Here is a 15,200-nt window from a genome sequence, read left to right on the forward strand (position 1 = left end):
GGTCGCCGATGGTTGAGCCGGTAGAGCGCCGTTCCTGGCTGGCTTTGGGGGCGGCCACCGCGGCGGCGTTCATGGTGGTGGTGGACGTCTCCATAGTCAACGTGGCCTTCCCGTCGATCCAGAAGTCCCTGGGGGCGTCCAACGCCGCACTGTCGTGGATTGTGAGCGGCTACTCCATCACGGTGGGGTCGTTCTTGCTGCTGTCCGGTCGTCTGGCCGACAGGCAGGGGCGGCGCAAGATGTTCAATCTCGGGTTGGCCATCTTTGCGGTCGGGTCGCTGTTCAGCGGGGTGGCGCCCGAAGTGGAGGTGCTGATCGCCGCCCGGGTGGTGCAGGCGATGGGCGGGTCGCTCATCATGCCGTCGTCGCTGGCCATGGTGCTGCCGGAGTTCCCGGTGTCCCGCCGCTCGGCGGCCATCGGCATGTGGGGGGCGATGGGAGCGCTGGGGGCGGCGTTCGGCCCGTCCATCGGTGCGCTGTTGATCGAGGGCTTGGGCTGGCGGTGGATCTTCTACGTCAACCTGCCCATCGCCGCTCTGGTTTTCATGGCATCCACTCGCTTGGTGCGGGAGTCGCGCGACGAAGACTCCGAGGGCCGTCTCGACGTGGTGGGCGTGCCGATGGGCACCCTGGCGCTGGCGCTGGTCATGGTGGCCATCGTCCAGGGCGAGGGGTGGGGCTATGGCGATCCTCGCATCGTTGTCTTCGCGGTGGTGGGCGTGGTGCTGCTGCCTTTCGTGGTCTGGCGGTCGCGGTCCCACCCCAACCCGCTGCTCGACCTGAGCCTGTTCAGCTATCGGTCGTTCTCGTCGGCGACCGCCTCGTTCGGGCTGTACGCACTGGGGTTTGTGCCCGGGTTTTTGATGAGCTCTTTGTTGCTGCAAGATCTGTGGGGGCTCTCGGTGCTCGAGGCCGGGCTCGGACTCACCCCGGGGCCGATCATGGCGTCGGCGCTGTCAGTGCCCATAGGGCGGATGGCCGATCGGTGGGGGCATCGATGGCTGCTGACTTCGGGAGTGGCGCTTTGCGGCCTGTCGTATCTGTGGCTGCTGTTGTTGGCGGGGGAGTCGTCGGCCTATTTCGCGGTTTTCTTGCCCTCCAGCATTGTGTTGGGCACCGGCGTGGGGCTGTCCATCGCCACGTTCGTCAGCGCGGCCATGTGCGACATCTCGCCGTCTCGCTTCGCCATTGCCAACGCCACCACCCGCACCGTCCAGCAAGTGTGCTTCGCCCTGGGAATCGCCGTGGTGGTGGCGCTGTTCAGCTCTGCGCCCGCCGACGACATGCTGGTGGGGTTCCAGCGGGCCTGGATCTGGGTCATCGCCTCATTCGGCGCCTCAGCAGCCCTGATCATGGCCGCCTTCCCCGCCGGCACCGCCACCCGCCGCACCCAGTAGGACTGATGGCCGGGCAATCCGGTGTGAGACGCTAAGGCCATGTCGGAATCAATTGAGTCGCGGTTGGCTGCGCTGAGCACCGAGGAAAAGGCAGATCTGGTGGCCGGTGAGGCTATCTGGACCACCAAGAGCTTTCCGGAGGCGGGCATTCCTGCCATCGGTGTCACCGACGGGCCCAACGGCGCCCGGGGCGGCGGGCTTTTGGGCACCGGCACGGCCACGGCCTGCATTCCCGCCGGGGCGGTGCTGGGGGCCACCTGGGATCCTGAGCTCATCGAGCGGCTGGGCGGGGTTCTGGGCGAAGAGGCCCGGGCCAAGGGCTGCCGGGTGCTCTTGGCCCCCACCATCAACCTGCACCGCAACCCGCTGGGCGGGCGCAACTTCGAGTGCTACAGCGAGGATCCGCTCTTGTCGGGGTTGGTTGCCGCGGCGTTCGTGCGGGGTGTGCAGTCTCGAGGGGTGGCCACCACCCCCAAGCATTTCGTGGCCAACGACTCCGAGTTCGAGCGTAACTCCATCGACTCCCAAGTGGACGAGCGCACCCTGCGGGAGGTGTACCTGGTGCCGTTCGAGTACGCGGTGCTCGAAGGCGGCACCTGGGGGATCATGAGCGCCTACAACCGGCTAAACGGCACCTTCTGCTCCGAGAACGAGTGGCTGCTCACCCAGGTGTTGCGCCACGAGTGGGGCTTCGACGGGTTCGTGGTCTCCGACTGGTTCGCGGCCCGGTCGACTGCGGGGTCCGCCCGAGCCGGCTTGAGCCTGGAGATGCCCGGGCCGGGCCAGTGGTACAACCGAGGACCGATCAGCGAGGCGCTGGCCGCGGGGGAGATGGACGAGCGCCATCTCGACCGGATCGCCGGCGACGTGCTACGCCTGCTGGAGCGCACCGGGGCCTTCGGCGGAGACGATGGATGCGTGCCCGGCCAAGAGCACGAGTTGGACCGCTCTGAGGACCGAGCGCTGCTGCGGGAGGCGGCCGCGGCGGGAACCGTCATGGTGGCCAACAACGGGGTCCTACCGCTGGATCCGGCCATGTCGAAAACGTTGGCGGTGATAGGCCCCAACGCTCGCAAGGCCCAGATCATGGGCGGGGGATCGGCCACCGTGCAGGCCTATCGCAATGTGAGCCTGATTGATGCGCTGAGTGACGAGCACAGCCACCTCAACGTGAGCTACGCCCAGGGCTGCGACATCGAACGCTCCCTGGTGGCGCTGGCTGCCCCGACGCTGGGGGGAAAGCTCCGACTGGAGTTCTTCAACGGCCACGACTGGTCGGGACCGGCGGTGCATGCCAGCGAGTCGGCTTCGGCCGAGCTGGTGTTCTTCGGCGAGCCGGGGCCGGGGGTTGATCCCGAGGCGTTCTCGGTGCGGGCATCGGGCGTCGTGGTGGCTGAGGACACTGGCGAGCACACCCTGGGCTTGGTGCAGCTTGGACGCTGCCGGGTTCTGCTCGACGGAGAAGTGGTGTTGGACGCCACCAAGGGGGACTACGACCGAGGCGACGACTTCTTCGGGATGGGCTCTGAGGTGGTCTCCGCGCCGGTGCAGCTAACCGAGGGCCGCGAGACGCCCATCGTCATCGAGTACTCCAGCCGGGACAGCTTCATGTTGTGCGGAGTTCGGGTGGGGTTGAAATCCCAGGTTAAGCGGGATCTGCTGGCCGAAGCGGTGCAGGTCGCCGCCGCGGCCGAAGCGGCCGTGGTGGTGGTGGGAACCAACGCCGACTGGGAGACCGAGGGGCGCGACCGCGACTCGTTCGACCTGCCCGGCGAGCAGCCCGAGCTGATCCGACGGGTGGCCGCGGCCAACCCCAACACGGTGGTGGTGGTGAACACCGGCGGGGCCTGCAACCTCGATTGGGCCGACGATGTGGCCGGGGTGCTGGTGGCCGGGTTCGGCGGCCAGGAGATGGGCTATGCGGCGGCCGACGTGCTGTTCGGGCTGGCCGACCCCGGGGGGCGGATGACGATGACGGTGCCGGCCCGCTACGAGCACAGCCCGGCGTATCTGAACTATCCGGGGGAGAACGGCGTGGTCCGCTACGGCGAAGGCCTCTACATCGGCCACCGCTGGTTCGACGCAAGGGCCATCGAGCCGGCGGTGCCCTTGGGCCACGGTTTGTCGTATGCGGTATTCGAATGGTCGGCGCCCCGAGTCTCAGGCGGGGGCGACACCGAGATGACCAACCCGGTGGTCGTGGAGGTCGATGTGGCCAACACCAGCGACCGGGCGGGAAGCGACGTGGTGCAGGTATACGTGGCGCCGCCCCCGTCGCTGTTGCACCGCCCGGTCCGGGAGCTCAAGGGCTTCGCCAAGGTCCACCTGGCCCCCGGCGAGGCCACCACCGCCCGCATCGTGCTCAACCGCCGGGCCTTCGCCTACTACGACCCCGGCGACCAGTCCCCGCCCGGACTAGACATCGGCAGCCCCGTTCCCGCCGGGGAATCACAGAAGCGCACCGCCGCCGGCTGGTACGTAGACCCCGGCCCCTACACCATCTGGACCGCCCGCTCCAGTGCCGACCTCGTCGGGGCCGTCGAGATCCAGCTTGGTTCTATTACAAGCTAATTCATATTATTTCATTGATCGACAACCTAGAATGGGGTGGGTTAGAATTTCGGTATGGGAATCATCACTGTGCCAATCCAGATCTCGGTTGCGGACGGCGGGGAGACCTTGGAGATCGAGGCGATAGTGGACACCGGTTCCTTCTACACCATGCTGCCCGGCCGTCTGTTGCGCGACCTGGGCGTGGTTCCAATCGGCACGCGGCGACTCAGTCTGGCCGACGGACGGCGGATACTCATGAACTACGGCCGTGCGTGGGTGACGGTGGAAGGTGAGAACGAGGTGACGTTGGTGGTGTTTGGCGAGGACGATGGTCCAGCGCTGCTAGGGGCGTACACCCTACAAGGGTTGGCCCTGGCCGTGGATCCGACGGAAGAGCGGCTGGTTCCCTCCGACGTCATCATGTACCGGTTGGCCGGCTGACCAATCCGCCGCGGTGGAGCTGATGGGACTCGAACCCACGACCTCTTGCATGCCATGCAAGCGCTCTAGCCAACTGAGCTACAGCCCCGCGAGCAGAAAACTCTAACAGCCGTCGAAGGGCCGACCCACATGGGATAACGGTTATTGGCCCCGACCGGGCGCTCGGTAGATTGAGCGGCCATGGACGGCTACGACCCGGCGGCCATTGAGCCGAAATGGCAGCAGCGCTGGATCGACGACGCCACCTACGACATCGACAACGACGATTCCCGGCCGCCCTACTACGTGCTGTCGATGTACCCGTATCCCAGCGGCCCGGCCCACATCGGCCACGTCCGCAACTACACCTTCGGCGACCTGCTGGTGCGCTATCGCACCATGTGCGGCGACGGGGTGCTTTCGCCCATCGGCTTCGACAGCTTCGGCCTGCCCGCGGAGAACGCCGCCATCAAGACCGGCACCCACCCCCGAGAGCACACTGACGCCAACATCGAGCGGCTGTCGTCGTCATTGCGCCGCATCGGCGCGGTGTACGACTGGCGCCGGAGCCTGAGCAGCCACGACGCCGACTACATCGGCTTCACCCAGTGGATCTTCTTGAAGTTCTACGAGGCCGGCCTGGTGTACCGGGCCACCGCCCCGGTGAACTGGTGCCCCGGCTGCCAGACGGTTCTGGCCAACGAGCAGGTGCTGGCCGACGGCACCTGCGAGCGCTCCGGCGACCTGGCCCAACAGCGCGAGCTGGAGCAGTGGTTCTACCGCATCACCGCGTACGCCGAGGAGCTGCTCGACGGGTTGGACGGCCTGGACTGGCCCAACCGGGTCAAGGTCATGCAGCGCAATTGGATCGGTCGCTCCGAGGGCGCCGAGTTCACGCTGCCCATCGCCGATGAGGCCGGCCGGCCCCGCGACGACGTCGAGGGGGTCCCGGTGTTTACCACCCGGCCCGACACCAGCTTCGGCATGACCTTCGCGGTGATGTCCCCTGAGCATCCCCGGGTGGCGGAGCTGGTGGCCGATCACCGCCGAGCCGAGGTGGAGGCGTTCATCGCCGAGGTAGCCGAGCGCAGCGAGTTCGAGCGGCTGTCGGCAGGCGGCCCGGCCGACAAGCGGGGGGTGGACACCGGCACCCGGGTGGTCAACCCGTTCTCCGGCGAGCCGATCCCGCTGTTTTTGGCCGACTACGTGCTCACCACCTATGGCACCGGGGCGATCATGGCTGTGCCCGGCGAGGACCAGCGAGACTGGGACTTCGCCACCGCCTACGGCCTGCCCATCATCCGCACCGTTCAGCCCTCCGACGGCTTCGACGGCGAGGCCTACGCCGGCGACGGGCCGTCCATCAACAGCGAGTGGCTGAACGGCCTGTGGATGGACGAGGCCAAGGCCGCGGCCATCGACTGGCTGGAACGCGAGGGCCTCGGCCAGCGCAAGGTGAACTACCGCCTGCGCGACTGGCTGCTGTCCCGCCAGCGCTACTGGGGTTGCCCCATCCCCGTGGTGTACTGCGAGGGATGCGGGACGGTGCCGGTTCCCTACGACGACTTGCCGGTGGGCCTTCCCGACGACGTGGCCTTCATGCCCACCGGGCGGTCCCCGCTGGTGGACCACCCCGGTTTCTTGCACACCACCTGCCCCGGCTGTGGCGGCCCAGCCCGGCGGGAGACCGACACCATGGACACCTTCGTGGACTCGTCCTGGTACTTCTTGCGATTCGCCGACCCCCACAACTCCGAGATGCCGTTCAGCCAAGAGGCGCTGGAGCGGTGGCTGCCGGTCGACCAGTACATCGGCGGGGTGGAGCACGCCATCTTGCATTTGATGTATGCCCGGTTCTTCACCCGGGCGCTGTCTGACCTGGGGGTGGCCCCCGCCGGGCTGAGAGAGCCCTTCCAGCGGCTGTTCACCCAGGGCATGGTGCGAATGGGCGGGGGCAAGATGTCCAAGTCGAAGGGCAACCTGGTGGCCCCCGAGGACATCATCGACGCCCACGGCGCCGACGCCCTGCGCCTGGCCATCTTGCAGGTCAAGCCCCCCGCCGAGGACGTGGACTGGGAGGACTTCGGCCTCGAGGGCTGCGCCCGGTTCTTGGGCCGGCTGTGGCGGCTGGCCGCCGGCACCGCCGAGCGGACCAACCCGGCCCGCACCGGTGCGCCCTCACCGGCCGACGAAGCCATCGACGCGGCCACCCACCGGCTCATCGACCGCATCACCTCGGAGTTCGACCGCTGGTCGTACAACACCGCGGTGGCCGGCTGCATGGAATTTACCAACGAGCTGTACCGCTACGTGCAGCTAGACGACGGCCCCCACCACGACACGCTGGCCTTCGCCGTCGACTCGCTGCTCTTGGTGATGGCGCCCATGATGCCCCACATCTGCGCCGAGCTGTGGGAGATGCGCCGGGGAGGGAACATCCACACCGAGCAATGGCCCACAGCCGATGATGCCAAGCTGGTGCTGGAGACGGTCACCATGGTGGTGCAGGTGAACGGCAAGGTACGCGACCGCATCGAAGTAGCCGCCGACATCGCCGACGCCGACGCCGAGGCACTGGCGCTGGCGTCAGAGCGGGTGCAGGCCTACCTAGACGGCGGCGAGCCCCGAAGGGTCATCGCCCGCCCCCCCAAACTGGTCAACGTGGTGGCCTGACGCCCTATTCGGGCGACCGTCCCGGGATGGCTCGGAGCGCGTCGCGCACCTCGGCCCAGGGGCCGTCGGGGCGGAGGCCGTGGCCGAACGACAGGCGGTCGATCAGACCTCCGTAGCTGGCGGCCACGCCGTCGGCCAGGTTCTGGGGCTCAGACACAACGCCGAATGTTGCCAGCATGGTGTCGTCGATCACGTCGGCCATCTCCACCCACTGTCCCTGCTTCGACATGCGGTTCAGCTCGTCTTGGGCGTCGCCCCAGCCGTGGTGCTCTAGTACCGGGCGATAGGCGGGCGTCGAGCCGTAGAAGGCCAGCTGCTGGCGGGCTGCCTGGGCGGAAGAGGCCATCTCCTCCTCGGACTCTCCGGTAACGATGAACACCGGCATCGACACCTCTATGTCCATGGGGTCGCGGCCTGCCTTTGCGGCCCCGCGCTCGAGGGCGGGCAGAGACACATCCCTCACGTAGCTGGGGGTGGTGAACCCGTGGCTGATCCAGCCGTCGGCCGACTCTCCGGCCACCTCGGTCATGAGGTCGCCCACCGCGGCCAAATGGATGGGGGGTGGGCCGAAGGGGTTGGCGCCGGGGCTGAACATCGGCGTCATGAGGGTGTGCTGGTAGAACTCCCCCCGAAACGACAGCCGCTCGCCGCTCTCCCAGCTATCCCATATGGCCTTGATGCCCTCGACCATCTCCTTCATGCGGGCGGCGGGGTGAGACCAGGGCATGGAGAACCGCTTGGTGATGTGGGGCTTTATCTGTGAACCGAGGCCGAGAATGAAGCGCCCTCCGGAATAGGCCTGGAGATCCCATCCCAAGTTGGCCAAGACCATCGGGTTGCGGGCGAATGCCACCGCAATCGAGGTCCCGATCTGGATGCGGCTGGTGTGCTCGGCGGCCAGCACCAGAGGCAGGAACGGGTCGTGGTCGAGCTCGGCCGACCAGACTCCGTCGTAGCCGGCGCCCTCCAAATGGCGGGCGTTGTCGGCGGCCTCGCCAAGTGGCCCCACCGTTCCCTTTCTGGCCGCTCTGGTAATGAGGTTGCCGTCTAGCTTCATGATCTGTCCTCTCGGGTGGTGGTCTTGGTCACTTGGACTCGTCTTGGTCGCGCAAGAAGCGCTCCAGCTCTTCGGCCAGTTCGTCCCCGGTGGGAAGCTCGTCGCCGTGTTCTCCCATGGTGGTGTCGTAGGCGCCTTCGAGCTGTCCCAACAGGCGCTTGTGGCTGGCGTTCTGGGCGATCATGGAGTCGAGCCGACGCGACACCTCCAGCCCCTCGGCGATCAGCGGTGCCGGATCGAACCGCAACTCGGTGACGACGCGCAGACCCTGGATGAGGGCCGCAGCGGCGGCCGGGAATGGCGATCCGGATGCGTAGTGGGGCACTTGGGCCCACACCGATACCGTTTCCAGTCCGGCGGCCTCGAATCGCTTGGCCAAAGCCGCGCTGATGCCGGCGGGAACCTCCAGGGTTCCCTGAAAAGAGCCGAACCGCTCGATCAGATCCTGGGTGGTGCCGGTGGCTGACAGGCGCACTGGTCGGGTATGGGGCACCGCTGCGGGGTAGGCCCCCAACGACACCACCCGGGCTACCCCCAACTGCTGCACCAATTCGTCGACCGCAGTGCAGAACGCCTGCCAGCGGAAATCGGGTTCGGGGCCGTGGAGCATCAAGAACTTGCGCTGGTCGAGGTCGCTCAGCACCTCGAGCCTTATCGCCGGCCACGATATGTCGTCGACCCGGCCGTCTCGTACGGTCATAGTGGGACGGCGGGCTCGGTGATCTATCAACAGGTCGGAATCGAAGCTGGCCGCCAGCACCGCTTCGTTTGAGTCGATCATGATCTCAGCGGCGTTGCGCATGCCGTAGCCGGCGTCCACCCACCCGTCGAGGGCCACTACCAACACTGGGTCGACCAGGTCGGGCAGTTGCTGGACGGTGACCAACTCGCTGCTCATGCCACCTGCTCCGCGGCTGATGTGGCCATGTCAACCAGGGCGTCCACCCGGGCGACGAAGCTCTCGGCCCCCTGCGGCGGCGCCTTGTCGCCCATTGCCCCTCCCACATAGCGGCTGTACACGCCTTCCAGGATGCAGGCCAGCTTCCAGTAGCCGAAGGCCATGTAAAAGTCGAAGCTGTCGATTTCGCGTCCCGATGCCTCCAAGTACAAGTCGAACATCTCGGCCCGGCTAGCGAACCCGGATTCGGCGGTGGGGGGATCGTCCAGTGCAACCTCCAAGTCATTGGGCTCGGCCCAATACACCAGAAGCTGGGCCACGTCCGCGTTGCGGTCGCCCAGGGTGCACAGCTCCCAGTCGAGCACCGCCACCACCTGGCCTTGTTCGCTCAGTATGCAGTTGTCCAGGCGGTAGTCTCCGTGGACGATGCCGGCTTCTCCCTGGTCGGGGATGCGGGCGACAAGGTGGTCGTGGACCTCTTGAATCTGGGGGCGGTCCTGGGTCTTGGACTCCTCGAACTGGCGCAGCCAGCGCCGGAGCTGGCGGGCGATGTAGTCCTCCTTGCGGCCTAGATCGCCCAGCCCTACCTCATCCACGTCCACCGCGTGGATGAGGGCCAGCGTCTCGGCGATCGACTGGGAGGCGACCCGGCGCTGCTCTAAGGCCAGCGAAACAGCATTCCTGCGGTTGCGCACCACCATCCCGTTCACGAAATCCATGACGTAGAACGGGCGCTCGTTGACTGATTCGTCCTCGCAGAGCCCGAACGTGCGGGGAACCGGTACATCGGTGTCTTCCAGGGCGGCGATGATCTTGTGCTCTCGGCCCATGTCGTGGGCGGTGGCCAGAACCTGGTACAGCGGGGGCCGGCGCAGCACGTAGCACCGGCCATTGGCATCGGCGACCTTGAATGTGAGATTGGAGTGTCCGCCGGCAATCAAGTCGAACGTCAGCGGCAAGGCCACGCCGAGAACATTGGCCTCGAACCACGCGCTGACCGCGTCATGCTGGATGCCTCGGATGTGGTCCATGCAATTGGTGAGGGTAGCGTTCAATCCGGGTCAATGAGAGGTAGCCGATGGCCGATGTAAGCGACGCAACGTTTGCGACCGAAGTAGTAGAGCGATCCCACACCGTGCCGGTGGTGGTGGATCTGTGGGCGCCGTGGTGCGGACCGTGCAAGACGCTTGGGCCGATTTTGGAGCAGGTTGTGGCGGCCGCCAACGGGGCGGTGGAGCTGGCCAAAGTCAACGTGGACGACAGCCCCCAGACCGCCCAGGCCTTCCAGGTGCAGAGCATTCCTGCCGTGTACGCCATGCGAGCCGGCAAGGTGGTGGACGGTTTCATCGGTGCCCAGGGCGAGGCGGCGGTGACTGAGTTCGTGCAGCGCCTGCTGCCCACTGAGCAGGAGAGCGAGGTGGATGCGCTGGTAGCCGCGGGCGACGAAGCATCCCTTCGGCGGGCCTTGGAGTTGGACGCCGACCACGAGGGTGCAGTGGTGGGACTGGCCGAATTGCTGGTGGCCCAAGAGCAGGGCGAGAAGGCTCTCACGCTTCTGGAGAGGATTCCCGAGAACGCCGAGGTCCGCCGGGTGGCCGCTCTGGCCCGCACCGGCCGCGGGGCCGACAACGGCGATGTTGAGGCCCGGCTGGAGAACCTTCTCGGCCAGGTGAAGGCCGACCCGGCCGCCCGTCAGGAATTCGTCGACCTGTTGGAAATCATGGGGTCCGACGATCCCCGCACCTCCGTCTACCGCCGCCGCCTCACCACCCAGCTTTATTGAATTACAGTAATTCTAATTTATTTCTGATACTGTAAAAGGGCTTCCCCTCTGGCTGCGACGGCGCACCGCGCCCGGATACAACCATGGAGCACCCATCGCTTCCTCCTCCTCGGTTGACCCCTGCGGAGCGGGTTCGGGAGATGTGGGACGACTACCGCCATCTAATCACCGGCCCTCGGCTGCTGATGGCTGGGGCCGGACTCGCGATTGCCATCGCAGTGGCCGCCTACCTGATGGTGGGGGCCAGCGGGGCCCCCCGACCTGAGGCGGTCATTCCCATGGCCACACCGCTGCCTACTTCTGCGATTCCCACGGCCGAGCCGAACCCGATCCTGGTCCACGCGGCCGGTGCGGTGCACACACCGGGGGTGTATCTGTTTCGAGGCGAGGCCCGGGTGCTCGACTTGGTGGAAGCCGCCGGAGGGATGACCCCTGACGCCGACTACGACCGGGTGAACTTGGCCGACACGCTGTTCGACGGGCAGTGGGTGTACTTCCCCCGTGTCGGTCAAACCGAGATACCCGCGCCCCTGAACGGAAGCGGACCGGTCGGTAGCGGGGCTGCTGTCCGATCGGGGCCTTTGAACCTCAACACTGCCACCCCCGAACAGCTGGAGTCTTTGCCTGGGGTCGGTCCGGCCATCGCTGCCGCCATCGTCGAGCACCGCCAGCGCATTGGCGGGTTCGCCACAGTTGAAGGGTTGCTGGCGGTGTCGGGCATAGGTCCCAGCAAACTTGAGTTGCTACGCGAGCTAGTAGCCGTGTGAGCCTCCGACGGCGATGAGCGACCGCCAAGCAGTGGCCCTCGCCGTTGCCGCCATAGTCGGCGCCGGGTGGTCAGCGTCCGTTCCGCTGATTCCGGCGATTGCCCTGGGGGTGGTGGCCTTAGCCATCCGCAAGCCGTGGCTGCTGGTGGCAGCAGTCATGCTGCTCGGCTCATCGCTAGGAGCCCGGGCCTGGGCGGGACTCGACCCGGTTGAGGCTGCTGCGTTTGAAGGCGAAGCAACCCTGGTGGCCGATCCGGTTCCTGTGGGCGAAGGGATGCGAGTGAGCGTGCGGACGGAGGGACGGCGCTACGAAGCCTGGGCCTACGGCCGAGCGGCCCGCGACCTGGGCGAGCGGCTGGCCGGGGACCGCATCCTCATTACCGGAAGCGTGCGCCCGATTCAGCCGCTGCCCGACTACCAAGCGGCCCGCCACATCGCCAACCGGCTGAGCATCGACCGCATCCACAGCCATCGCGACGGGTCGCCGCCCTACCGGTTGGCCAACTGGCTGCGCCGCACCATCGCTTCCGGTGCCGAGTCACTCGACGACGACCGCCACGCCCTGTTCACCGGGCTGTCGTATGGCGACGACCGCTATCAGTCGCCGGTGGTGTCCGACGACTTCCGGGCCGCGGGCCTCACCCACCTTCTGGCCGTGTCGGGCCAAAACGTGGCCTTCGTATTGATTCTGGCCCGGCCTCTGATCGAGCGCTTCGACTACCGGGGTCGCTGGGTGCTCACGCTGGGGGTGATCGGCTTCTTCGCGCTGGTCACCCGGTTTGAGCCCTCGGTGCTGCGGGCCACCGTGATGGCGGCAATAGCCGCTACCGCGACCTTGTTGGGCCGCGATGCCTCCAGCCGTCGGGTGCTGGCCCTAGCCGTGGCCCTGTTAGTACTGGTCGATCCGTTGTTGGTGCATTCGGTGGCCTTCCGGCTGTCGGTGGCCGCCTCGGCGGGCATCATCTTGTGGGCGCCCCGGTTGGCCGAGCGCCTGCCCGGCCCCCGGTTGCTGGCCGAGGCGCTGGGGGTCACCGTGTCGGCCCAGCTAGCCGTGTCGCCGCTGCTGATCGCCACCTTCGGCGGAGTGCCGGTCGCGTCCTTGCCCGCCAACCTGCTGGCCGCCCCGGTGGCCGGGCCGATCATGATGTGGAGCATGTCCGCCGGAGTGGTGGCCGGACTCCTCGGCGGCACCACTGGCCCACGCCATCCACTGGCCCACCAGCTTGGGCATCGGCTGGATCCAGGCTGTGGCCGGATGGGCGGCCTCAGCCCGATTGGGCGAGCTGCGGGGGCATCGCACCTCGCCGCCGTGGCAATCGGCGCCGCGGCATGGTGGCTGGCTCGACGACGCACCTGCTGCGGGCGGTGGCCGCAGCCGCACTGGTCACAGCGCTGGCTGGTGCCTGCGGTCGCCTTGCGAACCTCCGACCCGCCATTCCATACCGTCTTCGATTCCGGGGTCGAGGTATGGCGCGAAGACCAGTCCGTGGTGATCGCGCTGGGTTCCAACCGGTCAACCGAAAGGCTGTTAGAGGATCTGCGCCGGACTGGCGTGGGCGTCGTCGACATCGCGGTGGCCGACCGAGGTACCCGCGCCCAACGCGACCAGATTCGGTCGCTCCAAGAGCGGATGTGGGTAGGAACAATCATTGCCCCACCCGGCCACCGCATCGGCGGTGCCACCACTGTCCAGACCGGCCAAAGAGTGCTGGTGGGGGGTCTTGTCGTAGAAGTGACCTCCCACGACCCTCGCCTGGCAGTCACAGTCACCCCGGCAGGCGGTGTAGCGTCGCCTGCGTGATTGTGGAGCTGGGGCCGCATCGCTATGACGTGACCACGCGGGCTCTGGTTATGGGGATATTGAACCGGACGCCTGACTCTTTTTACGACGCCGGCCAGTACTGGGATTTCGACGATTTTTTGGCCAAAGCGGAGAAGCTGGTGGCCGAGGGGGCCGATTTCTTGGATGTGGGCGGGGTGAAGGCCGGCCCTGGCCCGGAGGTGACTGAGGCTGAGGAGATGGATCGGGTGGTGCCGGCCATCGAGGCGTTGCGCGAGCGCTTCGACCTGCCCCTCTCAGCGGACACCTGGCGGGCCTCGGTGGCCCGGGAGAGCTACGCCGCTGGGGCGGTGGTGGGTAACGACATCAGCGGATTTGCCGATCCCGACTATCTCTGCGCTGCCGCCGAAGCCGGGGCGTCGGTGGTGGCCTGCCATGTGCGTTTGGCCCCGCGGGTGGCCGATCCGGAGCCGGAATACGACGACCTAGTGGGCGAAGTGAGCCAATTCCTATCAGAGCGGGCCCAGTGGGCGGTGGACTCGGGGATTCCTGGGCAGCGGGTCATGCTTGATGCGGGCCATGATCTGGGCAAGACCCCCGAGATGTCGGCGGAACTCCTTCGCCGGGCCGACGAGCTGGTTGGCTTGGGCTATCCGGTGTTCCTTTCGGTGTCCAACAAGGGCTTCTTGGGGGCGCTGACCGGAACCGAGGTAGGGGACCGGAGGGAGGCCACACTGGCGGCCCACGCCCTGGGTATTGGTCTGGGCTGTCGAATTCTGCGGGCCCACGATGTGGCTGGCACCCGCCGAGTGGCCGACTTCATGAGCGCTATTCTCCAGTATCGGCGAGACTCCCAATGAGCGCCACCGTGGTCTTGCTGCACGGAGGTGACGACGTACTGCTGTCGGGCGCGGTGCGCGACCAGGTTGCCGAGCTGGTGGGCGACGGCGACCGGTCACTGATGGTTGCCGAGCTGACCGAGGCCGCCTACCTGGAAGACGAGGACTACCACATCGCCCCGCTGGTTGACGCGGCCCAGACCCCGCCGTTTCTCACCCCCCGGAGGGTGGTGGTGGGCCGGGAGCTGGGCCGGTTCTCCACCGTCGACTCCCTCGGCCCCCTGCTCGGCTATCTGGAGAATCCCCTGGACACCACCGATCTGGTGCTGGTGTGGGAGAAGGGGCCGGCGCTTCAGAAGCTGGGCGCGGTGCCCAAGCGCCTGTCGGAAGCGGTGGCTGCGGCCGGCGGGGAGGTGATCGGCGCCGGGATACCCCGGGGTCGTGACGGAACTGCCCAATGGATGGACGCCCAGATCGCCGCGGCGGGACTGCGGCTGCGGGCCGGGGCCAAGCGGATGCTGGCCGATCACCTGGGAGAGGACTTGAGCCGCCTTCCCGCGGTGCTGGCCACCCTGGCATCTACCTATGGGCCAGATCGTGCATTGGAGGCTGACGATGTGGTCCCGTTCGTGGGTGAAGCCGGATCAGTGCCGCCTTGGGAGCTGACCGACGCGGTGGAGTCGGGCAACATCGCCGATGCTCTGGAGAAGCTGCACCGGATGCTTAATGCCGGGGGCCGCAACGAGATGCAGGTGCTGGCCTCGCTGCACAACCACCACGCCCGGCTGCTGCGGCTCGACGGCACCGGGGCTGCCGATGAGAAGGAGGCGGCCGAGCTGCTGGGCATCAGGGGCTCCACCTTCCCCGCCCGCAAGGCGCTGCGCCAAACCCGCAAGCTGGGGACCAAGAGAATCGCCCGTTCGATCGAGCTTTTGGCCCAAGCCGACTTGGATCTCCGGGGGGCCACCGCTATATCACCGGATGCGGTGTTGGAGGTGCTGGTGGCTCGCCTGACTCAGCTCAATCGCTAGAG

At 67.1% G+C, this 15,200-nt stretch carries 12 protein-coding genes and 1 tRNA gene; 9 read left to right on the top strand and 4 right to left on the bottom strand.

Translation table 11 applies throughout. From position 1 onward, the window contains the following. Positions 1 to 8: 8 nt before the first annotated feature. Genes ACOOGG_RS02685 through ACOOGG_RS02695 form a run of 3 tightly spaced genes read left to right on the top strand, consistent with a single transcriptional unit; the run spans position 9 to position 4,391 of the window. Positions 9 to 1,397, top strand: a complete 1,389-nt coding sequence (locus ACOOGG_RS02685; protein WP_420432017.1) for an MFS transporter — start codon at positions 9 to 11, stop codon at positions 1,395 to 1,397. A gap of 39 nt (positions 1,398 to 1,436) precedes the next feature. Continuing rightward, on the top strand, positions 1,437 to 3,968 hold the full coding sequence (locus tag ACOOGG_RS02690; protein ID WP_420432019.1) for a glycoside hydrolase family 3 protein: 2,532 nt from the start codon (positions 1,437 to 1,439) through the stop codon (positions 3,966 to 3,968). Between the two features lie 54 nt (positions 3,969 to 4,022). After that, a complete protein-coding gene (locus ACOOGG_RS02695; protein ID WP_420432021.1) occupies positions 4,023 to 4,391 on the top strand; it encodes an aspartyl protease family protein in 369 nt (122 codons plus the stop codon). Positions 4,392 to 4,405: 14 nt separating this feature from the next. On the opposite strand, the gene ACOOGG_RS02700 is transcribed toward ACOOGG_RS02695, so the two are convergent. Then, positions 4,406 to 4,479: transfer RNA gene (locus ACOOGG_RS02700), tRNA-Ala, on the bottom strand. A gap of 92 nt (positions 4,480 to 4,571) precedes the next feature. Between ACOOGG_RS02700 and leuS the strand changes: the two genes are divergently transcribed. Then, the gene (leuS, locus tag ACOOGG_RS02705; RefSeq protein ID WP_420432023.1) at positions 4,572 to 7,043 is read left to right on the top strand and encodes a leucine--tRNA ligase; all 2,472 of its coding nucleotides are present in this window, start codon (positions 4,572 to 4,574) and stop codon (positions 7,041 to 7,043) included. A gap of 4 nt (positions 7,044 to 7,047) precedes the next feature. Here leuS and ACOOGG_RS02710 read toward each other — a convergent pair whose 3' ends face one another. The 3 genes from ACOOGG_RS02710 to ACOOGG_RS02720 are packed head-to-tail and all read right to left on the bottom strand — an operon-like array spanning position 7,048 to position 10,029. Beyond that, positions 7,048 to 8,100 carry an LLM class F420-dependent oxidoreductase gene (locus tag ACOOGG_RS02710; protein ID WP_420432025.1) on the bottom strand — a complete coding sequence of 351 codons (1,053 nt, stop codon included), beginning with the start codon at positions 8,098 to 8,100 and terminating at the stop codon, positions 7,048 to 7,050. A 28-nt stretch (positions 8,101 to 8,128) separates the two neighbouring features. Then, entirely contained in the window at positions 8,129 to 8,998 is an 870-nt protein-coding gene (locus ACOOGG_RS02715) for a proteasome assembly chaperone family protein (protein ID WP_420432027.1), read from the bottom strand. After that, a complete protein-coding gene (locus ACOOGG_RS02720; protein WP_420432029.1) occupies positions 8,995 to 10,029 on the bottom strand; it encodes a phosphotransferase family protein in 1,035 nt (344 codons plus the stop codon). The genes ACOOGG_RS02715 and ACOOGG_RS02720 overlap by 4 nt, the downstream gene beginning before the upstream one ends. Positions 10,030 to 10,076: 47 nt before the next feature. On the opposite strand from ACOOGG_RS02720, the gene ACOOGG_RS02725 reads away from it, so the two are divergent. The 5 genes from ACOOGG_RS02725 (at position 10,077) to holA (ending at position 15,198) form a co-directional block, all read left to right on the top strand. Beyond that, positions 10,077 to 10,781 (top strand): tetratricopeptide repeat protein, encoded by a 705-nt coding sequence (locus ACOOGG_RS02725; RefSeq protein ID WP_420432031.1) that lies wholly within the window; start codon positions 10,077 to 10,079, stop codon positions 10,779 to 10,781. An 83-nt stretch (positions 10,782 to 10,864) separates the two neighbouring features. After that, entirely contained in the window at positions 10,865 to 11,548 is a 684-nt protein-coding gene (locus ACOOGG_RS02730; RefSeq protein ID WP_420432033.1) for a helix-hairpin-helix domain-containing protein, read from the top strand. 13 nt (positions 11,549 to 11,561) lie between these two features. Further along, positions 11,562 to 13,349: a ComEC/Rec2 family competence protein gene (locus ACOOGG_RS02735; RefSeq protein WP_420432035.1), complete on the top strand. Its 1,788-nt coding sequence runs from the start codon at positions 11,562 to 11,564 to the stop codon at positions 13,347 to 13,349. Beyond that, positions 13,346 to 14,188 carry a dihydropteroate synthase gene (gene folP / locus ACOOGG_RS02740; protein WP_420432037.1) on the top strand — a complete coding sequence of 281 codons (843 nt, stop codon included), beginning with the start codon at positions 13,346 to 13,348 and terminating at the stop codon, positions 14,186 to 14,188. The genes ACOOGG_RS02735 and folP overlap by 4 nt, the downstream gene beginning before the upstream one ends. Further along, the gene (holA, locus tag ACOOGG_RS02745; RefSeq protein ID WP_420432039.1) at positions 14,185 to 15,198 is read left to right on the top strand and encodes a DNA polymerase III subunit delta; all 1,014 of its coding nucleotides are present in this window, start codon (positions 14,185 to 14,187) and stop codon (positions 15,196 to 15,198) included. The genes folP and holA overlap by 4 nt, the downstream gene beginning before the upstream one ends. Positions 15,199 to 15,200: the final 2 nt, after the last annotated feature.

It is taken from the genome of Candidatus Poriferisocius sp. (assembly GCF_965214065.1).
Taxonomy (GTDB): Bacteria; Actinomycetota; Acidimicrobiia; order Acidimicrobiales; family Bin134; genus Poriferisocius.